The following is a 25,741-nucleotide window of genomic DNA, read 5'->3' as shown; positions in this document are numbered from 1 at the left end:
ATTATTTATCCGTAAATAATGTTTCCTTTATCATCGCGGTATTGATCAAAGCTCTTTTCGTATTGATCCATTGCGCGAAGACTCATACCCATGCTAGAGAATCCTCCGTCATGGAATAAAGTCTGCATAGTCACCTTACGGGTCAGGTCGGAGAACATGGTGATACAATAATCTGCACATTCATCAGCATCTGCATTTCCCAGCGGAGACATGCGATCGGAGAAGTCAATCAGTTTATCCATTCCTTTAATACCAGAACCAGCAGTAGTCATTGTTGGTGACTGAGAGATGGTATTTACACGAACATTATGTTCTCTACCATAAATATATCCAAAACTACGTGCAATAGATTCAAGCATTGCTTTAGCATCAGCCATATCGTTATATCCGAACAATGTACGTTGTGCTGCTACATAAGTCAAAGCAATAATTGATCCATATTCTGCAACTGCATTCATTTTCTTGGCAACCTGCAGCATTTTGTGAAATGAAATAGCCGAGATATCTATTGTTTTAGCAAGCAAATCATAATCCAGATCATCATATGTACGCTTCTTACGAACGTTAGGAGACATACCAATTGAATGCAAAACAAAGTCAACCGGTCCGCCTAATATTGCCATTGAGCGTCTGAATACTTCTTCAAGATCTTCCACAGATGTAGCATCTGCTGGAATCACCTCACAATTTAATTGCTCAGCCAGCGCAGAGACTTCGCCCATACGCACGGCTACCGGAGTGTTTGACAATGTAATGGTAGCACCTTCTTCAACAGCACGTACAGCAACCTTCCAAGCAATTGATTGCTCGTTAAGTGCACCAAAAATTATCCCTCTTTTACCTTTTAATAAATTGTAACTCATACCTAGTCTAATTAGTTAATTTGGGGTGCAAAGATACAAACATTTCTTAAATATAAGGAAAATAGTTGCTAAGTTTAACTTTAATAGCCTACAAATTGACAAAAAAAACAGAAAAAATGCCATGAAATCAACGATTAAAACAGGGTGTTAAAATGAATATATTTCTAGTTGCAACAAAGCTATTTTCCTGTTATATTATTTGTTTGATGAAAACAAAATGCATTTATTTAAATATGATTGTAACTTTATTAGTAAACAGACAACCATCTTAATTAGTTTTCAATAAGGCTATTATAAAAACTATCATTTCAAATCTACCACAAAAAAGACTAAAGATAGATTCTAAACTCTTCAACCTGCTATATTTTCCTTAATTTTGCAATAAAAATAGAAACGATGAAGAAATTAGTAATATTCGATTTAGACGGAACCCTATTGAACACCATTGCCGACTTGGCTCAAAGCACCAATTATGCATTGAAAGAGTGCGGTTTCCCGGAACATGAAGAAGAGGAATATAAATATTTTGTGGGTAACGGCATTTACAAACTATTTGAGCGTGCTTTGCCCGAAAGTGAAAAAAGTGAGGAAAACATTGCAAATGTCCGCAAACATTTCCTGATTCACTACGGAGTACATAACATGGACCATAGCTGTCCCTACCCTGGTATTATGAATTTACTTGAAAATCTTCACAAAAAAGGATTAAAACTTGCTGTTGCGTCCAATAAATATCAGGCAGCTACAGAAAGGCTTATTAAACATTACTTCAGTGAAATTCCCTTTGTGGCAGTATTCGGACAACGGGAAGGAGTCAAGGCTAAACCCGATCCTACTATCGTGGAAGATATCCTTGCGATTTTTCCAGTAGATAAAAAGGATGTGCTCTACGTTGGCGACACAGGTATTGATATGCAAACCGCCTTGAATGCGGGAATCACAGCTGCAGGTGTAACATGGGGATTCCGTCAGCGAGCCGAGCTTGAACAATATAGTCCTGCATATATTGTAAACCAGGCTGAAGAAATTCTGGAACTTATTTCTTAAGCTAGTAGATCTCTTGTTTTTAATATGCTAAAGAGTAATTTTCAACCGAGGTCTAAATTTGATTAATTATAACTCCATAACTGATCTCACTTTGGTAAAATATTTCCTTTCCATTTGCTTATCGTATTCGCATGAAGAAAGGAAATATTTATGTTAGAATTGTATTGGCAGCTAAAATTCATTTTTCAAAGCAAATTCAATGTAATTAATAAAGAAACCACTTCTTATCATTATCTATTTACAGAATTAACACATCATCAATAATTTGCTTAAACAATGTTTTAAAGCGTTAACTAGCAAGTATTTAGTTAAATAATATTGAAAATACTAATATTTATTTTCAAACATCTTCTATCCTATAAGCGTTTCAGGATTTTCATGTGTTTTTTTTATAAAACGGGAATTCACCCCTTAGAACTTTTGAGCTATTTTAGATGTTTTCTATTTGAAGAACGTGATTATAAAAGAAGTTCTAGTTAACACTAATTTAGAAGGCTATATGAAAGAATATTTAATTTATATATCGTTTATAGCTCTGAGTTTCATTCTGGCTCTAGTCATAGAAAGTTTTCTTCTACCCAAAATAATAGCAATTTCAAGAAAAAAATGTTTATTTGACATTCCAGACGAAAGGAAACAACATGGAGCCCTTATCTCCCGTTTAGGAGGTATCTCTTTTTTGCCAACATTACTCTTAGCAACCACAATTACACTCTTTATCAGTATAAAAGTTAATGAGACTACCGATTATAGTCAATTTTATGATATTCTGACAGATTTTATGATGGTTGTATCGGGAGTAATGATACTCTATATTATAGGAATTAAAGATGATTTAACCGAGGTAAATTATCGGAAAAAGTTTGTGGCACAATTTATCGCATCTATATTTCTGATACTGAGCGGTACTTACATCAATAATCTATATGGCTTATTTGGTATTTACTATATTCCAATGTGGATTGGCGCACCTTTAACCATCTTATTATGCATTTTTATTACTAACTCAATAAATCTTATTGACGGGATAGATGGTCTGGCTTCTGGCATTTGCGGAATAGCATTAACCTTTTATGGTTGTTTGTTTTTTGTTAGCGAACAATGGACATATGCTATTATTTGCTTTTCCATGTTAGGCACATTAACCTCTTTCTTCTATTTTAATGTACTTAGTCGTAGAAACAAAATATTCATGGGTGATACGGGATCTCTGATGCTGGGATTTTTACTTTCTTTCCTAGGTATTAGACTTGCCATGAATCTACCCGAAATAACATCATTCACTCCTGAAGGAGGCATCCTGACTATTGGTTCTGCACTTTTCGTTCCTATGTTTGACACCATCAAAGTGATGTACGCGAGAATCCGTGTACATCGGAACATGTTTTGTCCAGATAGAAGGCATATTCATCACCGGCTTATTGACATTGGTTTTTCAAACAGGGCAACAATGTTAATGATTATTGCAGCATCTTTATTAATAACCTTAACTAATTTTATTGCACTAAATTATATTGATATCAACATTGTTTTCTTCATTGATTTACTAGTAATATACACTTATAACAAAGTCATTGCTACAGCAAGAAACAAGAAAAGAGAAAGAGAAATTTCACTTGCTCGGTTCCCCCAAAAGGGATCGCAGAACAGTTGCGAAACATTGATGTAAATCCATAGTGATCTCACACATTAAATACCAATAGAGTGTAATTAATCAAAACTTATAATGAAGTTGGGTAATACAAAGTATATATCAGTAATAGATAAAATTAATCAATGATTTCCTCTCTGATTACTAGAATATGTTCGTGCTAGTCGAACAACAAAAAGAGGCTACCTCAAATGAAGCAGCCTCTTTTTATTTAGACTTCATAATCCGATTAGGAAAGCAAATGAAGCTTGTTCTGACTTTCCAGTTTCAGGATTAATTCACCAAAGGTTGAATTAACCCAGGCAAACCAATCGCGGGTATACTTTTTCGGATTATCCTTGTAGAATGATTCATGCATAAATCCAGTATCAGCATCCGTATCACGCAACATCTTCAGGCATTTTCTTATCTCGATATCATCCGTACTGGTCATTGCTTTCATGAGGATGCTTAACGGCCAGATCATATCCAAACTCACGTGAGAAACGTGGGGGCCGCCAATACCTTCTCCTGCTGTACCTTTGAAGAAGTAAGGATTATCACTGCTCCATACATATTTGCGGGTATTCTGATAAATCTCATCATTCACCGAAGCGCAATCAATGTATGGCAACGACAATAAACCTGGAACATTAGCGTCGTCCATCAGCAACACACTTCCGTAACCATCCACTTCGTATGCGTAGATTTTTCCATATTTCGGATGATCAACAATCCCGTATTTCTGTATAGCAGCCATAACTTCGTCGGACAAAGCTTCACATTCACGGGCAAAAGTAGCATCACGTGTAACTTTGCGTGAAATTTCAGCCACCTGTCTCAAAGATGTTACCGCAAAAAGATTGGACGGAATCAGGAAACCAAATGTTGAAGCATCGTCAGATGGACGGAAAGTTGATACAATCAGCCCGACTGGATTTACCGGAGAGCCATATCCATCATTGGATTGTGTATCTAATTGCTTCTCGGTGACACGTTGGAATTTATACGGTCCGAGTCCATTTTTCCTCTGTTGTTCTTTGAATGTCTTAACAACCAGACGCATGGCATCTTGCCAAGTAGAATCAAACACCGATGTGTCTGAAGTCTGTTTCCAGTAGCCGTAAGCCAGACGAATTGGGAAGCACAACGAATCTATTTCCCATTTACGTTCATGAAGTTCGGGTTTCATGGTTGTGAGGTCAGTTGCCCATTCACTTCCTGTCGGACCATCATTAAAGGCATTAGCATATGGATCTATCAGAATACATTTTGTCTGGCGACGAATTACCCCTTGGAACAACAGCTTCAACTGCGGGTCTTTCTCAACCAGTGACATGTACGGCCAAACCTGAGCTGAAGAGTCGCGCAACCACATGGCATGGATATCACCGGTATACACAAATGTATCCGGTTTGTTATCAATCATTCTAAAGTTGACTGTGGTATCCAGTGTATTAGGATAACAATTTTCAAACATCCAGGCCAGTTTGGGGTCCTTGATTTTCTTCTTTATTCTTACAATTGTTTCTTCAACTGCTTTTGAGGTAAAATGGCGCTTAGCCAATTCAGGACGTTTACTTGCAAATGCCTCTTTCTGGAAAACAGAGGAAACTGATTTTCCATAAGTATCCAGAGTACTGCCAACGGCAAGAGCTGCAAGTCCCAGGCCTCCTTTTTTCAAAAAATCTCTGCGTGAAGTCATAATATCAAATTATTTAATTTTTGGAATGGAAATCTCTTTCTCTGCAACATTCCATCCGGAAACTGTTACTACCAAACGTGATTTGGATGAAGCGTTGTATTCTACTTCAATCTTCTTCTCTCCTCCAGGAACTACAGAACAGTAATTGTCACTGAAGAATGTTGGAAGAATTCTTTCGCCACTCTTTTTATCAACAACAGATATACGGTTAAAGAATGCAACCGGGTTACCTGTCGGATTTGAGAGTGTAACCTCCAGTTTACCAGCTTTCAATGGCTTAACAGCAACTTTCAGTTTGGCTTCCTTCATCTGTGCCAAGCCCGAATATTTGCCATTTCCATCAGGTTGCCAGTATATATTCTCACTTACAACATTCTTATTTGCGCCCATCAGCTGCAATTGTAGGAATCCACCCTTTTCCTTGGCAAGAACATCAAGTTCTTTTTTAATATTGTTAAGCTTTTTGCTGCAGGAAGCATCGATAGAAGATGTTTCCTGTTTAATCAGGCTGTTCTTTCCATCCATATCAATCCAATTAGCCACTAAAGTAAGATTTGAAACCGGATCGAAGCCATTATTAACAAGCATCAAAGTACCGTCAACCGGGTTGCACATAGCATGCAGTTTTTCACTTCCGTTTCTCAATCCATATAGACAGGCGTTTACATCAAGATAATAATCGTACATCTGACCACGCATAGCCGTCCATGGGTTTTGAGTCTTCCAGATGATGACCCCTGTATACCAGCTCCACATATGTGAGCTGAATCCTTCCATCAGTCCACGGTACTGATCATAATTCACCAACTGAGCTTTGCGGCAAAAATCATGAATATCCTTTGGAGTACCGTAAGGCTCAAGAGAACCTTCGTAGCCAACACCGGTATAGGTATGATATGTCCATACAGAATCAGCAGTTTCACTCGGTTTCTGGTTAGGGTGATGAACAGGTAGATTCATGTTCTTTTCCGGGATAAACCGTTTCAGAGATTCATAATCACCAACACCTACAGAACCTACTTCCGAGTTGAAAGGCCAGGTCTTGTGGTTCCAGAACACACTCAGAGGCTGAATTGTGTAAGGACCATCACCATTACCACCGATTGTATTCAAAGACATCTTCTCAGTGTTTGAGTAATCAAAGAAGATGCGGGTTCCATCCAGAGCCGGCAATATTGAATCGCGCAATGTATGAAGAATATCATCGGGAGGCGCTATTTCATTTCCTCCGCACCAGATTGCCAATGAAGGATGGTTGCGTACCATTTTAATCATGTCAGCAGCAGATTCAAGGAAGAGGTTATGATTATCCGGATATTTGCGTCTTGTCCATTGGTCGTCTATTTTAAAAGGATCGAGCCATCTTCCGTTGCAGTCGCCAGACATCCAGAAATCTTGGAAAACCAACATACCGTAACGGTCGCAAGCTTCATAGAACTCAGGACGTTCAACCAAAGCACCACCCCAGATGCGGATTAAATTGAGGTTCATATCACGATGGAAGCGAATTTCCGCGTCATACCGTTCAGGAGAAAAACGAAGCATTGCATCCGAGATAATCCAGTTTCCACCTTTTATAAATATTTTCTGCCCGTTCACATGAGTCTCACGGCTTTGTGTAATCGGGTTCCATGGCGTTTGAATCTCTCTCACACCAAACTGAACAGTTTCACTATCGGAAACAGTTTTATCTTCTTTTTCAAACGTCAGTTCAGATTTGTAAAGGTTTTGTTCGCCATAACCTGCAGGCCACCACAACTTCGGGTTTTTCAGTATATAGTTAGGCAAAGAGACTTTAACTGTTTTATGAGGTTCAATGCTCACCTTTTGAGAGACAACATCCCCTTCAACAGAGAACTTCAGAACTCCCGATATTTTTTCTGCGGAAGCATTCTCAAGTTCGGCCGAAACCTTTATCACTGCATCTTTCTGCACTCCATCTGGAACACGTTTCCCTGGAACAAGTGTTACGATATGCGGATTAACAAGATTCACGCTACCTGTTTTCTCGATATAGACCTTATCCCATATTCCGGTATTACGGTCTCTGATTGGTTGAATCCAGTCCCATCCAGCTACATATTGGTGAGAAACATTACGTGCAATCGCCCCGTCGCCTCCTTGCCCTCCATTCGGGTTACCTACAGGATTAGGAGGATAGACAATCACTGCCAAACGGTTATCACCACTTTTTGACAACATGCTTGTAATATTGAATGTTTTGCGCAGAAACATTCCTTCATAAGGTTCTTTATTAACCAGCTGTCCGTTTAAATAAATCTTACAACTATAGTTTATTCCTCTGAATGTAAGCCATACTTGGTTCCCATTTACGGGAGTTTCTTCCTTGAAACTCTTAACAAACCAATAGGTATAATGGTCTCTTCCTGTCTTATAAATATCAGGAATAAGCTCATTATTCATTCCGTAAAATGGATCCGGAATCTCTTTATTTGCCAGCAAAGTGGTCAGGACAGTACCTGGAACAACGGCATTCTTCCATGCCGACAACGAATAAGAGGGAGTTGAAATAGCTTCTCCCGTAGCTTTCTCATCTTCTATCGATCTGCATTTCCATCCGCTATTTAGCTCATAGCGGTTTTGAGCAGTTACACCGGTAAAACATAACAAGAATAGCCAAACAATAAAACTGTTTCTTTTCATTATAATTTTTAGTTGATTTATGTTTGTTGGTTTAAAGTGATTATTTACATTTCAGATTGAGGGCGATCGGCCGGTGCAGTACCCCAGGAAGAAGGTTTAGCACCCATCTCCATCACCAGTTTTCCTCCGTTCATGATATCCTGGTAACGGATATAAGATTTTGTGTACTCTTTTCCGTTCAAGGTTATACGTTGAATATATTTATTTACATTGCTATTATTTCGGACATCCATAGTGAAAGTCTTGTTATTACCCACATTTATGACAGCGCTGTTAATAACCGGACTACCAAAAACATAGCATCCGTTTGACGGATTAACAGGATAGAATCCCATTGCAGAAAGAACGTACCATGCAGACATCTGTCCCACATCTTCGTTACCACAAAGACCATCAAAGCGATCGGTATATAATGTATTCATGATTTCACGTACCTTATCTGCAGTTTTCCATGGCTGCCCCACATAAGCATACATATAAGTAATATGGTGGCTGGGCTCGTTACCATGAGCATATTGTCCAATCAGACCACTAATATCAGGCGATGCATCTGCACCTAGATCTCCCTTAGCAAGGAACAACGAATCAAGCTTGGTAGTAAAGGGTTTGTCTCCTCCGAAAAGGTGAATCAATCCTTCGACATCCTGCGGAACAAGCCAGGTATACTGCCATGCGTTTCCTTCTGTATAATCATTCTGGCGGTGAATGGAAGAGAACGGATTGAAAGGAGTTCTCCAAGAGCCATCAGCCATACGTCCACGAACGAAACCAGTACTTGCATCGAAGTACTTCTTGTAGGCTTTACCCCGGTTGTCGAAATAATTGTAATCTTCTTTATTTCCTTCTTTTTTGGCTACCTGACCCACGCTCCAGTCTGCAATGGCATATTCCATACCCATAGCAACAGATTCAACAGTACTATCAGCAGGTATATATCCATATTTTTTCACGTATTTCAGTCCTCTACCATCAAGCATCATAGTATTCTTCATTGCTTCATAAGCGAGTTTTCTATCAAAACCTTTGATTCCTTTCAGATATGCATCTGCAATAACCGGAACAGCGGGGCATCCCACCATACAGTAGGTTTCATTACCCATCAGATGCCATACCGGAAGCTCTCCCTGTTGCTGATAGATAGCAAGCATGGTATTCACAAAATCAGCAGTTCTTTCCGGCTGAAGAAGTGTAAAAAGAGGATGTGCTGCACGGTAAGTATCCCACAATGAGAATGTGGTATAATTTGTGAAAGAGGCATTTTTGTGAACTTTTTTATCTGCTCCTCTATAATCTTTGTCTACGTCTCCAAATACCGACGGTGCTATCATGGTATGATACAAAGCAGTATAGAATGTGCGCATACGAGCAGGAGAGTCTGCTTTAACAACCACCTTGCCAAGTTCCTTATTCCAGGCAGCATCTGCATTGGCTACTGTCCGCTTGAAATTCCATCCGGCCAATTCTGCTTTCATGTTTAACTTTGCATTTTCTATGCTTACAGGCGAAATGGCTACCTTAACCATGATAACCTCGTTGGCAGCTGTATTAAATGTTGCAACACCGTAAGCTCTGCGGGCTTTCAATGTCCTGCCTGGTTTCACTGCAGTTGTGTCGGATACTGTAAAGTTTTTAAATGGTTTGGAAAAAGTCGCGTAGAAAAATATACGTTGATCATTAGCCCATCCTTTGGAGAATCTGTATCCGGAGATAGTGCTGTCAGTCTCGGCGGTAATATATGTTTCCATAGGATTATCCCAACCGATTCCCTGTTCGAGGTTTATGATGATTCCGGCCTCTGTGGCTTTTGGATAAGTGTATTTATGGAAGCTGACACGTTTTGTGGCAGTCAGTTCAACACCGATATTGTATCTTTTCAGGTGAACCGAGTAATATCCGGGACGGGCAACTTCTTGTTTGTGTGAAAACAGAGAAACATATCCGCTTTCCGGTTTTGAAGGGGTACCTTTGGCTAATTTCACTTTTCCTATAACAGGCATCAGTGAGATATCTCCCAAATCACCAATTCCGGTACCGCTCAGGTGAGTCTGAGAGAATCCGACAATGGTTGAATCGGCATAATTATAACCCGAACACCAGTCCCAACCAGTTGAGAGGTTTACTGGACCAACCTGCACTGCTCCGAAAGGAACATTTGCTCCCATAAATACGTGTCCATGTAAACCTGTCCCAATAAAAGGGTCTACATATTGTGTAAGACTTGCCTTGCGAACACTCTGTTTAGTTTGTTGAGCTGAACCAGGAAGCATGCACGCTACTAGTGCTAGACAGACAAACAGTCTCTTAAAAGGACTTTTAAATAAAGCTTTTTGTTTCATACTATATACCTTAGGTTTGTTTACTTGCTAATAGGTAACAAATATAAGGAATATAGGTGGAAAAACTTAAATTATACTATACTTAATAGGTTATTTTTGAGATTTATTAGTAAAAATCCGTTCCATTAATTGCCATTTCTCTGAAGAAGAAGCTCCTGGTGATACCAATTGAAAAACAGACATATACTCTTCCCATTCAGCCTGACGAGGAAGAGTAGCCAGTTTGGCCATTGCGACATCCCATTCAAAATCCAAAGGAGTCTCAACAATCATAAAAAGTCTTGTTCCCAATAGAAAAATTTCCATTTCCAGAATACCCACCTCACGGATACCTTCCCGAATCTCGGGCCATGGTTCACGATGTCTCTTTATGTATTCGGCAATCAGCTCCTGATCATCTCTCAAATCCAGAGTCTGGCAATAGCGTTTCACGGGTTGATTATACTCTTGTACTTTGTAGCCTGTCTTTTTTGTTTCCATAGATTACATTAAATAGTTTTAGTCTACTCTATATCAAACGGATTATCATTTTCATGATATATACAATTATTCACATCAATTGTGATAGGTATCTCATTTGTTGCAAATATATAAAAATATCTTTCATGTTTAAGATGTATAATATGAATAAGTAAAATAGTTGATAAGTAATTCATAAAAATAAACGCTACAAGAGAAGTATTAGTACGACTTATAAATCTCAAAACACTATTTAATAATAGTTATATGCTTCCAAAGAGATCATTTAACTTTTGATTTTTATTGTATCTTTTTATTAATACACAAAACAACTATTCAAATTCAATCACACCTATTTTTTAGATCTATAAAGCTTTGTTTTTAAAATATTATTTAAATAGACCCATCTTTAGAGTAAAATATTCTATTAATCATTAATTTTTGATTAAAATATTAAAAAAATATAATATTAAAAAATATACATAACAAAATACATCATATTAAAATAAATGAATTTAATTTTGCAACACTTAAACATCTGGCAACGGATTATATTAATTCTAATACCAAACTATCAAAAAATGAAAATCAAAAAACAGACGAAGTTATTCTCTACGTACTCAAGGAGAATATTAATGCTTGTACTGATTGTAATGACCACGCTACCCGTGTTGGCCAAAGACATCACAGTAAAAGGTGTAGTTAAAGAATCTTCCGGCGAAACCGTGATTGGTGCGAGTGTTGCTGTAAAAGGAACATCTATTGGTACTTCCACTGGCATTGACGGTGATTTTATACTTAATAAGGTTCCAGAAAATGGCTCACTTGTTATATCGTACATCGGAATGAAACCTCAGACTGTTGCAGTAAACGGACGCACATTTATTGAGATTATCTTGGAAAAGGATTCAAAAGTTCTGGACGAAGTTGTAGTTGTAGGATACGGTACTCAAAAGAAAGCGAATCTTACGGGTACAGTAAACACTGTAAAGACTGAAGCTATCATCGGTAAACCAGCAACCTCTCTTGCTAATGCCCTCCAAGGAGTAACCCCTGGTGTGACAGTTATCTCCCGCCCGGGAAATCTTGGCAGTGACATGGGGTCAATCAATGTACGCGGACGTGGTAACTTGGGAACTTCTGCTCCACTTTACATCTTAGATGGTGTACCTGTAAGTGAAGGTGACTTTCAACGTATCCCTCCAGGAGACATTGAATCAATAAGTATTTTGAAAGATGCAGCTGCCTCTTCTATCTACGGATCACGTGCTGCTTATGGTGTATTCCTTGTGACTACCAAAAAAGGTAAGGAAGGAAAAACCAGTGTAAGCTACGGAAGTTATTACGGATGGCAGTCAGCAACTGTTCTTCCAGATAAATTGGGATCATTGGATTATGCAAATCTTATTAATGAAGCAAATCTTAATGCAGGCAAAAAAGCCGTTTATAGTCAAGAACAACTAGACATCATTAAATCTGGCAGCCAACCTGACCTTTATCCAAACAACGACTGGTACAGTTTGGTTTATCGCAAAACCGCACCTATGCAAGAGCACAATGTAACAGTTTCCGGAGGAGGAAAAACCCGCTATTTTGTAAGTGGAACATATTACGACCAAGAGTCTCTTGTAAGAGGACGTACACTTGACAGATACAGTTTCCGTGCAAATACAGAACGCGATTTTACAGATTTCTTCCGCATGGGAACAAATATCTCGTTTGTGAAAGATGATTATAATCAAGATGGAGGAGACTTCTCAATTACAGACCTCGACAGAATGACTCCACTAACTGTGGCAAAACATTCTGACGGCACTTGGGGAAGTGTAACTGCCGGAACAGAAAGTGCAGTACTTGCCAAGGACAATCCATTAAGAAAGATAGCTGAATATGGCCGTTCTAATTATCAGACATCACGTTTCAATGCTTCATTGAATGCAAATCTGAGACCGATCAAAGGAATGGAAATTAACGGTATATTCTCTTATAACAAATACGACAAGAATGCATCAAGCTTTGTAAATACAGTAGACCCGATTATCGGTTTTATAAAAAAAGCACCACTGGGAGGGACTTCGGTAATTACCAATAAGCTGACTAACACTTGGGAAACATCCAGCACCTTTATGTCACAGGTTTATGCTTCTTATTCCAAAACATTTGGAGCACACGATGCATCAATCATGGCAGGTACTCAATACGAAAATTATAGCTATAAAAGCTTAATGGCTTCCAGAAAAAATTTCCCTTCAAACGAACTGAATGCTATTAATGGAGGTTCTGCTTCAGCAGATGACTTAGACAACAGTGGAAGCATCAGTGAAAGAGGATTCTCCTCTCAATTCGGACGTATCAATTATGCATATGCAGGAAAATATCTTTTCGAAGCTAACGTTCGTTTCGACCAGTCTTCTCAATTTGCTCCAGGCCACCGCTTAGGTGTTTTCCCTTCATTCTCTGGAGCTTGGAGGCTATCCGAAGAAGCATTCATGAAAAACATCGATTGGTTATCCAACCTGAAACTTAGAGCTTCATGGGGTAAACTAGGTAATGTAAATAATGTAGGTTACTATGATTATTTTGATATGCTGAAAACTGGAACAGCCGGAATTATGGGTGATAACAAGGTAAACGGAGCATGGCCTTCAAAACAAGCAAATAAAGAATTGACATGGGAAACTGTTACAATGACAAACATTGGTGTTGATGCTGGCTTCTTTAATAATACATTCGACTTCCAGCTAGATGTATTCAATAAAGTGACTAGTGACATTCTTCTTGTTATGCCGCAACCACTTGAGGGAGGATACGCAAGTAAAGAAGAAATGTCTACAAATGCAGGAAAAGTTACAAACAAAGGTATAGAATTCGCTGCAAACTACAGAGGAAAAATAGGAGATTTACAATACACCATATCGGGTAATGTCACTAAAATATGGAACGAAGTAATAAATCTTAATGAGCAGATTTTCCCACCTAGTGATGTTTATATTACAAGTGTAGGTAATGCAATTGGTTCATTTTATGGCTATAAGGCTGAAGGCTTGTTTGTTGACCAAAAAGATATTGATAATCACGTAAAACAAGATGCTCAAACTAAACCCGGAGATATCAAATATAAAGATGTTAACGGTGATAATGTATTCAATGCTGATGACCGTACTATTTTAGGGAATGACGTACCTTACTTCACTTACGGTTTAAGTTTGAATGCTGCTTACAAAGGATTTGATTTAAGCATTCAGGGACAAGGGGTAAATGATGTACAGGTATACTTAAGCGGAGAATCTTCTCAGGCATTCTTTAACGGAGCGGGAGCTAAAAAGTATCATTTAGGAAGATGGACAGCCGAAAACCCTGATCCTAATGCTATTTACCCTCGCATATTGCCTACAGCCAACAACAATCAAAACGTAAGAATCTCTTCTTTCTGGTTGTATGATGCTGATTATTTCAGAATTAAGAGTTTGATATTCGGGTACACACTCCCTAACATTCTTACTCAAAAGGTTGGAATCAATAAAGCCCGAATCTATATGTCCGGAAGCAACCTGTTTACTTTAAGAGCTGATAAGCGAATGAAAGATTTCGATCCCGAAGTAGCTTCTTCAAGAGGATCGTATCCTAACCTAAAAGTATTCTCACTAGGTGTAAACGTTACTTTTTAATAACCTTTCATCCTACTATTTTTCACATATAAATAAGAAATAAAATGAAATTAAAACATATAATATTCGCTTTTGCTCTTGCAACTGGTTTAGGAAGCTGCGAATTAGATAAGTTTCCTCAAGACCTGATTTCAAGTGAAAATTTCTGGAAAACTGAAAATGATGTAAATCTGGCTCTTAACGGATGCTATGCATATCTGGATGCAAGTGTGTATGATGCCTATTATGATGGATACGCAGATAACGCGTATTGCCAATATTCATGGGAAAGCAATGCCGTAAATGTTTCTGCAGGAAATATCAATACAGATATGAATGACGGATATAATTATGAGGGTATCCGACGTTTCAACTACTTCCTCGACAATGTGGACAAAGCTCCTATTTCTAAAGAGGAAGCTAATCAATACAAGGCAGAGGTAAAAGTATTAAAGGCTTTCACTTACTTCCATTTGGCTAATAAATTTGGGGCAGTACCTGTATTTACAAAATCTATTCAAACTGCTGATGACGCAAAAGTAGTGCCAACACCCGAAGCAGACGTGATTAAATACGTGATCAAGGAGCTGGATGAAGCAATCCCGAATCTTCCACAGCCTGCTACAATAAAAAGCCGTATTTCGAAAGCAGCAGCATTAGCAATTAAGGCAAGAGTTCAACTTTATTATCAGAACTGGGCAGGAGCAGCAGCAACATCTCAGGAAATTATGAATCTGAAGAATTATTCACTCTTTACAGCTGACGCTACAAGCGATGACTTAAAAGATGAATATTCAAAATTCGTAACTTTTGCAAATGATGATGATAAAGCAGCTTTCTACAAAGGATTAAGCAGTTATGAAAAACTTTTCTGGAATGACAATCAGGGAAATGACGAAGTAATTCTAGAGGTGGAATATAAGAGTGATACAGATTTTTCGAGTGGTATTAACACAATTTTCTTCTCAGATAACGTAGGAGGAGGATGGAGTTCTATCACTCCAACCCAAGAATTGGTTAACGCTTACTGGACCCGCGACGGAAAGAGCTTCACTGCTCCAACTACCGAAGAACGTCAGGCAGCATATGCTAACGGACAATACAGTGATAGTTTCCTGAACGAGTTCAAAAACAGAGATACTCGTCTATACGCTTCTATCATGTTCCCGGGATCAATCTGGAACAGATTAATGGACAACGGTACATTTGTATGGAATAAGGGAGGTAGCAACATCTCTAAAACAGGCTATAATTTCCGTAAAATGACAGACCCAACTGTTCCACTTCAAGAATGGAACGCTCCTCAAAACTTCCCGGTTATCCGTTATGCTGAAATCCTGCTAATGTATGCTGAAGCGCAAAACGAAGCAGCCGGTCCTAGCCCAGCAGTATATGACGCGTTAGACTTGATCCGTTCAAGAGTTGGAATGCCTGTTATTAACAGAAATACAGTTAACACAAAAGAGCTTCTTAGAGAAGTGATTCGTAACGAACGCCGTATAGAACTTGCAGGTGAAGGTTTCCGTTGGGGAGACACACGTCGTTGGGGAATTTCAAGTAGTGTAATGAAAAACACTTATGCTGTAGACGGTGGTCTGGTACAAGCAAGAATTTGGGATAACAAATTCAACAGACTTCCTTATCCTCAGAAGGCAGTTGACGGAAACCCAAATCTGAAAGCCGCACAAACTGCTAAGGGTTATTAATGAGCCGCTATAATTATGTTATAATATAGAAGACATCCACCCGCTAAGGTGTATAAAAGAAAAGACTGCTGGTTATACCGGCAGTCTTTTCTTATTCTCCTATCCATATTATTCCATTTTCTGTTTTTCAACTTCACGAAGAATCAAATCCAAATCAATACCCAACTCATCTGCTATGCCTTTCCCGCAATTCTCATCGGCTTGGTAAAAACGAGCAATAGCACGAATCTTTATGAATTCGGGAACCCCGTCCATAGATGCCGCCACATTTTTATGTATGCGCATTTTCTCTTCGGTTGGAACCAAACGATACAAATCGCCAGGTTGAGTATAGTAATCTTTGTCTTCGCGGTGATTGTAATTGTACGCTTCGCCTTCGATCGGCAATCCGGGTTCGATATACTCTTTATGTTCCTTCGGACCCTCAAAACTACTGGGTTCATAGTTTACATCACCACCGTGGTTATCGTCAAACCGCATAGCTCCGTCATGATGATAATTGTGGAACGGACACCGCGGAGCATTAACGGGCAGACTACCTGCATTTACTCCCAACCGGTATCGCTGTGCATCGGCATAGGCAAAGAGTCGTCCCTGCAACATTTTATCGGGAGAATATCCTATTCCGGGAACCACATTGGCGGGATTGAAAGCTGCCTGTTCCACTGTTGCAAAATAATTTTCGGGATTTTTATTCAGTTCAACAATGCCTACCTCAATCAGCGGATAATCCTTCTGGCTCCACACCTTGGTCAAGTCGAACGGATTAAAGCGATATGTCTTAGCTTCGGCTTCGGTCATAATCTGTACGCACATCTTCCAGCGCGGAAAATCTCCTGCAGCAATATGGTTGTATAAATCCCGCTGCGAATATTCTCTGTCCTGAGCTACAATCTTGGCAGCTTCCTCATTGGTTAGATTAACAATTCCCTGCATGGATTTAAAGTGGAATTTCACCCAGAACCGTTCATTATGTTTATTATAAAAGCTGAAGGTATGACTACCGAATCCATGCATCTGACGAAGATTGAGCGGAATGCCACGGTCGCTCATCAGAATCATCACCTGATGAAGCGATTCGGGAGAAAGACTCCAGAAATCCCAAGCGGCGGTACTGCTGCGCAGATTGGTTTTCGGGTCTCTTTTCTGGGTATGGATAAAATCAGGGAACTTTAACGGATCACGAAGAAAAAACACAGGAGTATTATTTCCAACCAGGTCCCAGTTCCCTTCTTCGGTATAGAATTTGATGGCAAAACCACGAACGTCTCTTTCCGTATCGGCAGCTCCGCGTTCGCCCGCCACAGTAGAAAAACGAATAAAGAGTTCGGTTCTTTTTCCTATTCTGGAAAAGATGGAAGCTTTCGTGTATTTGGTAATATCGCCCGTAATAGTCAAAGAACCAAAAGCGCCGGAGCCTTTGGCATGAACCACTCTTTCAGGAATTCGCTCACGATTGAAGTGGGCAAGTTTCTCCATGTACCAGGCATTTTGCATCAATGCTGGTCCGTGCGGACCGGCCGTCTGAATATTCTGATTGTCACCAACCGGTGCACCCGATTCTGTAGTAAGCTTATTTTTTCCTTCCATATATAATAACCTCCATCATTTTTTTAAGAATACACAATTGCTATTTTATAACAAACTGCTGTGAAGTAAGGTTCACATTCCAGCCTGCCTGCAATGAGCATTTACACTCCAATAGGAATGCGCGGAAAATCATCTCTTATTTTTGTATATATAGGGGGGTGAAACTAAAAGTTACACAGCTAATTATCATTGAATTAACTCTAAAAATAAAATAGTAAGACAGAAAACATAGCGAAGAATTTTCATTTCGTCGGTCAAAATCGAGTTAAAATCTGTTTAACCGTTGATTGTGTGACGATTACATCCATAAAAACAATGAACAGGCTGTATTTTCTTGTAACAACTGCGAATAAATTTGACAGATGGTAGGCATGCTGAAAATTTGTTTTTAGTGTGTGGGTTCCACATAAATAATCGTACAATCGAGAAGTGCTTGCAAAACATGCCGACAGATATTTATTCTTAGGCGTATGATTTTTATTTCCAGGCGGAAGATTTAAATTCTTAGGCGGGAGATTTTTATTTCTAGGCGGAAGATTTTTGAGGGCTGCGGTTTGTTCCGCTCGCAGGACGCGATTATGGTTTATTGAGATACTTTAAAACAGGACGCTTATTCTATCGTTATTTTAGGAAGCAGACGGATTGAAAAGAATACATGCCCCTTCTCTTCACTAGACATTACGGAACCGGTAGCTTTTCCAGCAATAAGAAGTTCGACGCCATATTTCTGAAAGTCGATTCCAGCATTATTCCACAGTTGATATACCGCCAATCCGCGTTGGTAAGAGAGCTGACTCCATGCATTTTTCTCTTTCGTAAGAGAATTATCATAGTTCTCATCCACATTCCCCTCAATAATCAGCAAAAATGGAATCTCTACGTATTTTGAATGCTGCCGCTGAAGAAAGTTCTGAAGGGCATGACCGGCATTCACCAGTTCTTTTAGATATTCGGTTTTCAGGGTTGCTTCGTTTCTTTCGAAAAGCTCTTTTGACTTCAGCGGCCTGATAATAAACCTATTTCCGGATGGCAAATAATCAAAAATGGTGTCTTTCCTTAAAGCCTCAACGGCACCGTTTATCCTCTTTCCCCGGAGATACTCTTTTTCAACCGCCATCAATCGGGAGTTCTGATTCACGATGGTCGCTGTCTTACCGCTGTAAACCTTGAAGCTCAGGCAAAACATCACTAGCATGACTACAAACATGCAGGTAAGTAGTCCAACAAATCCAGGCCAGAAGAGATCTTTCGTTTTCATAGCTGCGTAATCTTAGTTTTCGGCATCCCCTTCAGGCAGATCACCGGTGTACAGATTGCCCTGCCTAATCGATCTTATCTCATTCCGAATCGACACAAGCAGATTCATCAGTTCCTCCTCCCGCTGTTTGCCGGCAGCCTGTATCTCGCTTAGCTGCTTCACTTCCCGGGATATCGTTTCCAAATCAGCGAGTTTCTGAAACGGACTATCAACACTGGTAATTTCAAAAGCATTTCTCAGAGCTATCTCAAATTCCGCCACCAGCGAACGTACATTCTTCACGTTTGCTTTCAGGTATTCTTCCACCACTTCATTGCTTTGATTCGTGTATTTCTCTACCAAAGCCTGTTTCTGATCCAGGTCTTCTAGGTGTTTTTGCACCAAAGTTAGTTGGCGGTTACCCAAAAGCTGGCTTTCGCCTATTGATTCTCCCAGCTCGTTGATGCTCTTTTCAAAGGTCAACACCCTGTCGAGCAGCCGATGCATTGTTGCAACAAACTCTGCACTGTTTGTCATCATCTCGTTCAGCATCTTCTGCTTGTGTATAAAATCGTCCATTGCAGGCAGCAACTTCTCAACCCGTTCAAAGGCATTCATATTCATTTTGATGAGACTCTGATATTTGCTGCTGTACAGTTCATTGAGAATCTCCTTCTGAGTGCCGATTCCGTCGGCAATGGTCTGCAGGTTTTGCGCCAGGTTGACCACGGTGCTGTTTATATTGCCGATATTACCGGAGAATACGGTATTGAAATTGTCGAGTGTACCCTTCAACCTTCCCAAGGCGTCAATGATGTTGCTCCCCATACCAGGCAGCAGCTTTGTCTGCACAAACGAGTAGTAGCGGCTCTTCCGCATATCCTTGTGCTTGATTGCCGTGGATAGCCTGTAATGGGCAACCGTTGACAAAAGCATCCCCAGGAAACTGGCGACCATGGCTATAACAACTCCCCAAAGAAAACTGTTGATTCCCTCTTCGCTGAAAATCCCCATCACATTGAGGGTGAACAGTCCCACTCCTACCCCCATGAAGGTTCCCATCAAACCAATGTACAGCGGCGTGGAGATTCCTGAAGCGGCTTCACTCTCCTTGGATGAAGCCACCTGCTCCGACAGGTTCTGTATGATGTGAAAGTCTACCGCGCCCAGGTTCTCTTTCAGGTAAGAGTTGGTAGAATCGACAATCGAAGCGAATTCTCGCGAAACCTTTCCATGCACACTGATTACCTGGGTTCCGTGTTCGACTTTTATACCCAGAATACTCACACTCGGGTAGAGAAGCTTCAACGCTTTAATTCCAACTAGGGTCTTTAGAAAGAAAGCGAGCTGAACCCAGATTACAACAACAATTATTATTATGATCAGACTTATATTCATAGCCTTACTTAAATATGACTCTTCCTTTTGCCTGCACTTCCCACTTGTTATCCTTCAGATGCAGACGTGCCGGTTCAACCTCCTTAACGACAGTACAATCCGATGTAGGATACTCATCAAATTCCAAGAAGGGCTTAATCCAGTTTTCCACATTAGGAATCATTTTAGAGGAGTTGCTCTCATTGGTAATCAGTGAAAGAGAGGCCACAGTAGGCTTTTCGGCCTCCACCATAATTCTGTAAATAGAATCGAGACGCTGCTCTTTCGACAAGTTCTTGTGATAGAAGAACCCGTCTCCATCCATATTCTTGGCATAGTACACCTCTTTATTGATAAAAATATCAAGGTCTTCCTTGGTAAACCGGGTGATAAAATCAATCAGTCCCACAACCGGATAGAAGAACAGGGTTTCAGAAAGCTCTGCATCATCGGCCTGCACTTTAGTATATTTGGAGAACCCATTATTGTAGAATCCTTCCACCTTGCTCATCAGTATTCCTTCGAATGCCTTGAGGTTAATGTTTTCATTAAACTCTCTTCCCAAATGCAACTCAACAAACATCTTGCAATAGAGCTGAATAAACGATTTCACATTCTCAATCACGCTGTTCTTCAGCTCGTCGCGCTTCTCACCACGCACCTCCTTGTAGGTATGGAAATTATACTTGTCGGTGTAATCGAGCCGACACCCCAGGAAAAGAGAATTGGACAGCCTTACCTGGTTATCTTTGTAAAGTCCTCCGTAACAGGTGGATTCCTTCCTGTCGGTTTCGGGAAGAATAATCTGTATTTTCCGTTCTTTTTCACCAAATACGGCATGGAAGATATAACTGCAATATTCTCCGATAATCTTCTGGTTGCGGCTCAGCAGGTCGATGTACTTACTTCCGTTTCCGCTGAAGATGATGCAGGAGGGGTAATCCTCGCCAGCATCTTTCATAAACTGCGCGGCATGATACATCAGAGCCGAAAGATGGAACAGGAATATCTTTTTGTAAACCCCGTTGGAGAGCTGGTCGCTGATTTTGGAGGCATGATCGTTGGCAAACCAGAAATTGATAATCTCGGCCGAGCTGTACTTATCGCTTGCCAGATACTGCCTGTTCAGTCCGTTCAGGTTGGTCGGCTTGAAGTTATCCGTTATCTTCTTTTCAATGCTTTTGTAAATGCCATTATCTTTCACATTGGAGAAACTGTTGTATCCGTTTCGCCACAAATCGTTACAGGCAAAATTCACGGAGGTTCCCCTTACCGGCATTTCATTTTTAAATATCATGAAATCGGTAGAGCCGCCGCCAATATCCACCGTCAGTACACAATCGTTATTCTCCAGTTTTCCGTAGTTCTTATAATAGTAATAAGGCGCCTCGGATTCGGTTACGTTAATAAGCTGCGCCTTCTCGCCGAAAAGAGCCGTGTAGTTCCTCTTCCACATCTGTTTGTAGTTCTCTTTTGTGGTTTGCGAGAAGCTCAAAGGGTTAAACCAAGTCATCTTCGTCAGCTCCGGATTTCCTCCGTTCAGCACTATCTTATATTTTATCATCCGCAGCAGTTCATTGATAAAGAGCGCTGTCCTCTCCTTATCCTTCTCCTCTTCACTCCATTTGATGTTGGTCACAATGGCCTGCTCTTTGCGAATTTCCCTTTTCTCGTAAGTAAACGATAGGTTGCAGTTGTCAAGCAACTTCAGTTCGCCGCTCTCATTGTTCTTCTCACACAGAGCCGTACGGATAGGGAAACTGTATTTCTCGCCCGCTTTGCTCATAATGACCGATGGAATAAACTCAGAAGCCTGAATATCCAAGGCAGATTCGTCAAACCCGAAGAACTCCTCGTACAAGGAGGTTATTTTCTTTTCGTTCCCCTCATTGTCAGCCGGTGAATGGAGCATCACCACCTGCCTATCGTCGGGGGTAATCTGGAAGGGTTTTGGTTTGATGCCGTTATCGCCGGTAAAAGCAATAAAGGTATTGGTGGTTCCGAAATCGACTGCCACATGAAACTCTTTTGGCCCGACCTTTTTTTTGTTCCACTTCGGGATAATCAGTCCTTCCGCTTTGTGGACGAAATCGATGGGGAATGCCAACTTGATTATGGAGAAGGTGGTATTGTTTACCTGATAGAAAACAGAACCCAAATCGCTATTTTCATCAATCGCCCTTCTTTCATATCGTGTGCAGTAGATGTGCATGGAATCGTTCTTCTCCACCTCCTGAATTGGCTGATAGTTTTCGTTCACCTTCCTGAAGAAAGTCAGGTTGTAGGCCGATACCGGGATTTTTTTATTGGCGTCGGCAATGGCCAGCATCACCTTGTAATAGTCGTTGTCGGTGGTGGAATTTTCATTTGCATCAACTACCTGCAAAAACGGGAAGATGCCGAGATTGACATTGGCCACATACTCTTCCAGAGCAATGATGGTATATTTCTCTTCCTTGTCGCTGGCGCTTATCTGCTTTCTATATATCTGAGATTTCGGTTTATTATCGCCCGGCAATGTCACAACAACCTTCACCTCCTTGGCCGACTCCTGATATTCCACCTTCAGCAATTGATAGTCAACGCTATTGAGGGCTTCCACACGCAACGGCAGCAGGTAGTCGTAATTGCGTTCCTCTTTATCATTGATATAGGCTCCGCAAACAAAACAATCCGCATCTATTTTATACCGTACCTTAATAAGATGATCTGTAAAGAAGTTCATTGAATTGATGCCTACGCTCTTGCCTATTTCCACTCCGTTGATGCAGACCGTACTGTTCTCCTCACTCAGGATTGGCCTTGTCTGAACGGAATCAATGGCACCCAGGTTTATGCGTTGTGCCCAGAACTTTATGTAATTCCTGAAATTCTCTATGTGAGGGGACGTGCACCTTTCAACAATGTCGAGCACATATTTCTGAAACAACAACTCCCTCTCCTCAAACAAACGGATGGTTGTAAAATATCTCTTCTTGGTATTGGGATTTATCAAGTCAAAATGCTCCTGATAAGAAGGGTTCATAAAACTATGGTCCTCATACTTATCGAGATTGGGAGTGGTAAACATGAAGGTAAAGGGAGACGAACCGGCCAGAATCTGGTTCTTATACTTTATCAGGACAACGTCGTTTGTTTCTGCAAATGAGCGGTCGTTCATGTAATTCTCCAGTGAATCGGCAAAATGGTTCGAATCAACCTTTCTGAACTCCTGAATTCCCTTTTGCTTGTTCCAGATGCGCACTCTTACCTCCTCCTTTTTCTCTTCATGATAGCGCAGATTGAAGAGAATCTCCAATGCATCCAGGCAATCAGACACTATGAATTTGTAGCATTCGCCACAGTTGTCTGTCTTGTTCAGCAAATCATAGGTCAGCATAGAAAATGCATCATTCACCACATAAAGACGTGCCAACGGAGAAGGCACAGCATTGAGCGCCTTTCCGTCTTTTGTACTTTTATCTTTCACCTTACCGGCAATCATTCCCTGATTAATCGGTCCGCACGGGCTCCATTCATTCTTGGAGGCACCGGTTGCGCATATATTCAGTTCTTTCATACAGCCGTTCTATTTGACAAACCTGTTCATGTTATCAATTGCTTCGTACATCATCTTCGTGTATTTTTCGTACACATTGTCTATGTTGAGCTTATCGTAGTTTTTCTCAAGAAGAATCAACTCGTGCAGGTAGTACGACAGTCCGTACGGAATCTTCTTCCACAAGCACTTTTTCGTATTGGTAAATTCGTGCCCTACTAGAGGGAAGTCGTCCAGTCGGTTGTTTTCTCCCAACCGGAAGGGAGCAAATGCCCGGTCGTTCTCACTTAGCTCTTTAAGCCACAGATAATACTCCTTATTAAACTTTTCAAGCAGTTGGAAGAATCCGCTGTCATAAAACGTATCGTTGAATCCGGAAGTCAGCCTCAACGGAAAATCTCTTTCGCTTCTAATCAATTTATTCACCGAAATGAACGTGTAATAGTTTAAAAGTGAATAAATCAACTCCTGATGCGCCAGACCGATATTGTCCCAGTTCAGAACTTCGGCATTCTTGTCTATGCAGATGCTGTAATATTCTGTCTTTCTGTCGGCTGGTCTCTTTGCCTGTTCCGCGGGTGTAGTTTTAATGAAATGAAGCACAGAGGTGGCCGAAATGAACTCGATGAAATGAGTGCCGTTCTGCTGTTGCTCCTCGTCATTTGCGTATGGTTTCTGTTGCTTGTCGTCCGCAATATAGTAGAGACTGTCAACCTTCAGCTCCTTGTCGTAGTAACTCAATGCAGCTTTTGTTTTGGTAATAAAGCAGCTGGAGTTGATATCGTTGTTGGGGTCCTCTTTTTTGGGAGGAGTAAGTTCAAAATAAGGCATCACAGCTATTGCCCCGATAGTGGCATTCTGCAGATAGGTATTCCCGCACGAACGGATTTTCTTGACCAGCAAAGGGAATCCACTGGCACCGGTTCCACCGAAAACAGAAGCTACAATAAATACTCTGTCCCTCTGACCAAACTTGGCTGTGAATTGCTGAAACCAGTTTTGGTCATTAAAGTTATTCAGCACCACACATCCTACATTCGGACTTCCCTTAAACCCGACAGCCAGCGAGCGGTTAATATTTGATTCTGAATAGAGCAAATTGATAAGATCCTGATTAACAGAATCGGTTGGTAATTTCCCTTTTTGGATAAATTCGCCAAAACTACAGTCCAGCCGCAGATCGTAATCGAAATTCGGATTAGCCTCATCGTTCAATCCCAAATTTTCCAATGAAACCAGACGGGTATGGAAAAAGTTATCACCCGGCAGGGCACCCTTGGTCATCATGCTTCTTATCTCGCAGTAATTATCCAGTATCTTTTTGCAGTGTGTGAACTCGTCCAGCGATTTGTGCGGATCGATCAATACAGGTATAATATCCTCATCCTCGCCGTTTTCATTACAAGCCTTATACCCCGATGCCAGAAGCATTGTCAGCGATTTCATAACCCTGAGGCCGGTTCCACCGATACAAAACAGAAATGTACTCATATTCAGAATAATTTAAACGGGGTTGTTTTTGCATTCGTAAAGCCATTGAATAATACCGAGAGGATAAAGTAGGCAACTATGCTGTACAAACAATTGACCAGGACAATCCCAATTAAATAGTGATTGTAAGGGATGTTGATATTTACATTGAACTTAATCAGGAAAAAGGTTGCAATACCGGTCAAAAGGGAACAACATGCACAGGAAAACACCCAATATTTACTTTTATAAAATCTCCCCGGGAGGCTGTTCAGCCAGAGGTAATAGAGCGCCCACGTCAAAGCCGCCAACAGCAGCATAACCGTTCCTGCAAAAACATACTGGTTCTGAAACAGGACCTGCACTCTCTTTGCCGCTTCCATATCTACTTCATCGGGTGAGAAGCTGTTGATAAAATCAGACCACCTCCCTATTAATAGTTCCAAGAAGAAATCGTACATAGCTTATATTT

General features: G+C 40.5%; 15 protein-coding genes. 4 read left to right on the top strand and 11 right to left on the bottom strand.

From position 1 onward, the window contains the following. Positions 1-5 precede the first annotated feature (5 nt). Entirely contained in the window at positions 6-863 is an 858-nt protein-coding gene (locus ABWU87_RS01255) for an enoyl-ACP reductase FabI (protein ID WP_353332525.1), read from the bottom strand. Positions 864-1,259: 396 nt separating this feature from the next. Here ABWU87_RS01255 and ABWU87_RS01250 point away from each other — a divergent pair, with 396 nt between their 5' ends. Then, the gene (locus ABWU87_RS01250) at positions 1,260-1,910 is read left to right on the top strand and encodes an HAD family hydrolase (protein WP_353332522.1); all 651 of its coding nucleotides are present in this window, start codon (positions 1,260-1,262) and stop codon (positions 1,908-1,910) included. Positions 1,911-2,409: 499 nt separating this feature from the next. Next, the gene (locus ABWU87_RS01245) at positions 2,410-3,579 is read left to right on the top strand and encodes an MraY family glycosyltransferase (protein ID WP_353332520.1); all 1,170 of its coding nucleotides are present in this window, start codon (positions 2,410-2,412) and stop codon (positions 3,577-3,579) included. A gap of 211 nt (positions 3,580-3,790) precedes the next feature. On the opposite strand, the gene ABWU87_RS01240 is transcribed toward ABWU87_RS01245, so the two are convergent. The 4 genes from ABWU87_RS01240 to ABWU87_RS01225 form a co-directional block, all read right to left on the bottom strand. Then, a complete protein-coding gene (locus ABWU87_RS01240) occupies positions 3,791-5,245 on the bottom strand; it encodes a glycoside hydrolase family 125 protein (RefSeq protein ID WP_353332518.1) in 1,455 nt (484 codons plus the stop codon). A gap of 9 nt (positions 5,246-5,254) precedes the next feature. Next, positions 5,255-7,909, bottom strand: a complete 2,655-nt coding sequence (locus tag ABWU87_RS01235) for a glycoside hydrolase family 2 protein (protein ID WP_353332516.1) — start codon at positions 7,907-7,909, stop codon at positions 5,255-5,257. A 44-nt stretch (positions 7,910-7,953) separates the two neighbouring features. Further along, positions 7,954-10,245, bottom strand: a complete 2,292-nt coding sequence (locus ABWU87_RS01230; RefSeq protein WP_353332514.1) for a GH92 family glycosyl hydrolase — start codon at positions 10,243-10,245, stop codon at positions 7,954-7,956. 90 nt (positions 10,246-10,335) lie between these two features. Then, positions 10,336-10,725 carry an L-rhamnose mutarotase gene (locus ABWU87_RS01225; protein ID WP_353332512.1) on the bottom strand — a complete coding sequence of 130 codons (390 nt, stop codon included), beginning with the start codon at positions 10,723-10,725 and terminating at the stop codon, positions 10,336-10,338. A gap of 560 nt (positions 10,726-11,285) precedes the next feature. On the opposite strand from ABWU87_RS01225, the gene ABWU87_RS01220 reads away from it, so the two are divergent. Together ABWU87_RS01220 and ABWU87_RS01215 are read left to right on the top strand one after the other, a co-directional pair. Next, positions 11,286-14,372 carry a SusC/RagA family TonB-linked outer membrane protein gene (locus tag ABWU87_RS01220; RefSeq protein ID WP_353332510.1) on the top strand — a complete coding sequence of 1,029 codons (3,087 nt, stop codon included), beginning with the start codon at positions 11,286-11,288 and terminating at the stop codon, positions 14,370-14,372. A 44-nt stretch (positions 14,373-14,416) separates the two neighbouring features. Then, positions 14,417-16,057 carry a RagB/SusD family nutrient uptake outer membrane protein gene (locus ABWU87_RS01215; RefSeq protein WP_353332508.1) on the top strand — a complete coding sequence of 547 codons (1,641 nt, stop codon included), beginning with the start codon at positions 14,417-14,419 and terminating at the stop codon, positions 16,055-16,057. Positions 16,058-16,165: 108 nt separating this feature from the next. Here the strand turns inward: ABWU87_RS01215 and ABWU87_RS01210 are convergent, their stop codons facing one another. The 6 genes from ABWU87_RS01210 to ABWU87_RS01185 form a co-directional block, all read right to left on the bottom strand. After that, positions 16,166-17,647 carry a catalase gene (locus ABWU87_RS01210; protein ID WP_353332506.1) on the bottom strand — a complete coding sequence of 494 codons (1,482 nt, stop codon included), beginning with the start codon at positions 17,645-17,647 and terminating at the stop codon, positions 16,166-16,168. A gap of 610 nt (positions 17,648-18,257) precedes the next feature. After that, positions 18,258-18,905 (bottom strand): hypothetical protein, encoded by a 648-nt coding sequence (locus ABWU87_RS01205; RefSeq protein WP_353332504.1) that lies wholly within the window; start codon positions 18,903-18,905, stop codon positions 18,258-18,260. 12 nt (positions 18,906-18,917) lie between these two features. After that, entirely contained in the window at positions 18,918-20,282 is a 1,365-nt protein-coding gene (locus ABWU87_RS01200) for a hypothetical protein (RefSeq protein ID WP_353332502.1), read from the bottom strand. 4 nt (positions 20,283-20,286) lie between these two features. After that, positions 20,287-23,820: a hypothetical protein gene (locus tag ABWU87_RS01195; RefSeq protein WP_353332500.1), complete on the bottom strand. Its 3,534-nt coding sequence runs from the start codon at positions 23,818-23,820 to the stop codon at positions 20,287-20,289. Positions 23,821-23,829: 9 nt separating this feature from the next. Further along, positions 23,830-25,290 (bottom strand): hypothetical protein, encoded by a 1,461-nt coding sequence (locus tag ABWU87_RS01190; protein ID WP_353332498.1) that lies wholly within the window; start codon positions 25,288-25,290, stop codon positions 23,830-23,832. 2 nt (positions 25,291-25,292) lie between these two features. Continuing rightward, positions 25,293-25,730, bottom strand: a complete 438-nt coding sequence (locus ABWU87_RS01185) for a hypothetical protein (RefSeq protein ID WP_353332496.1) — start codon at positions 25,728-25,730, stop codon at positions 25,293-25,295. Positions 25,731-25,741: the final 11 nt, after the last annotated feature.

Origin of the sequence: Bacteroides sedimenti, assembly GCF_040365225.1 — a bacterium.
Lineage (GTDB): Bacteria > Bacteroidota > Bacteroidia > Bacteroidales > Bacteroidaceae > Bacteroides > Bacteroides sedimenti.
This window is presented reverse-complemented; position numbering and strand designations above follow the sequence as displayed.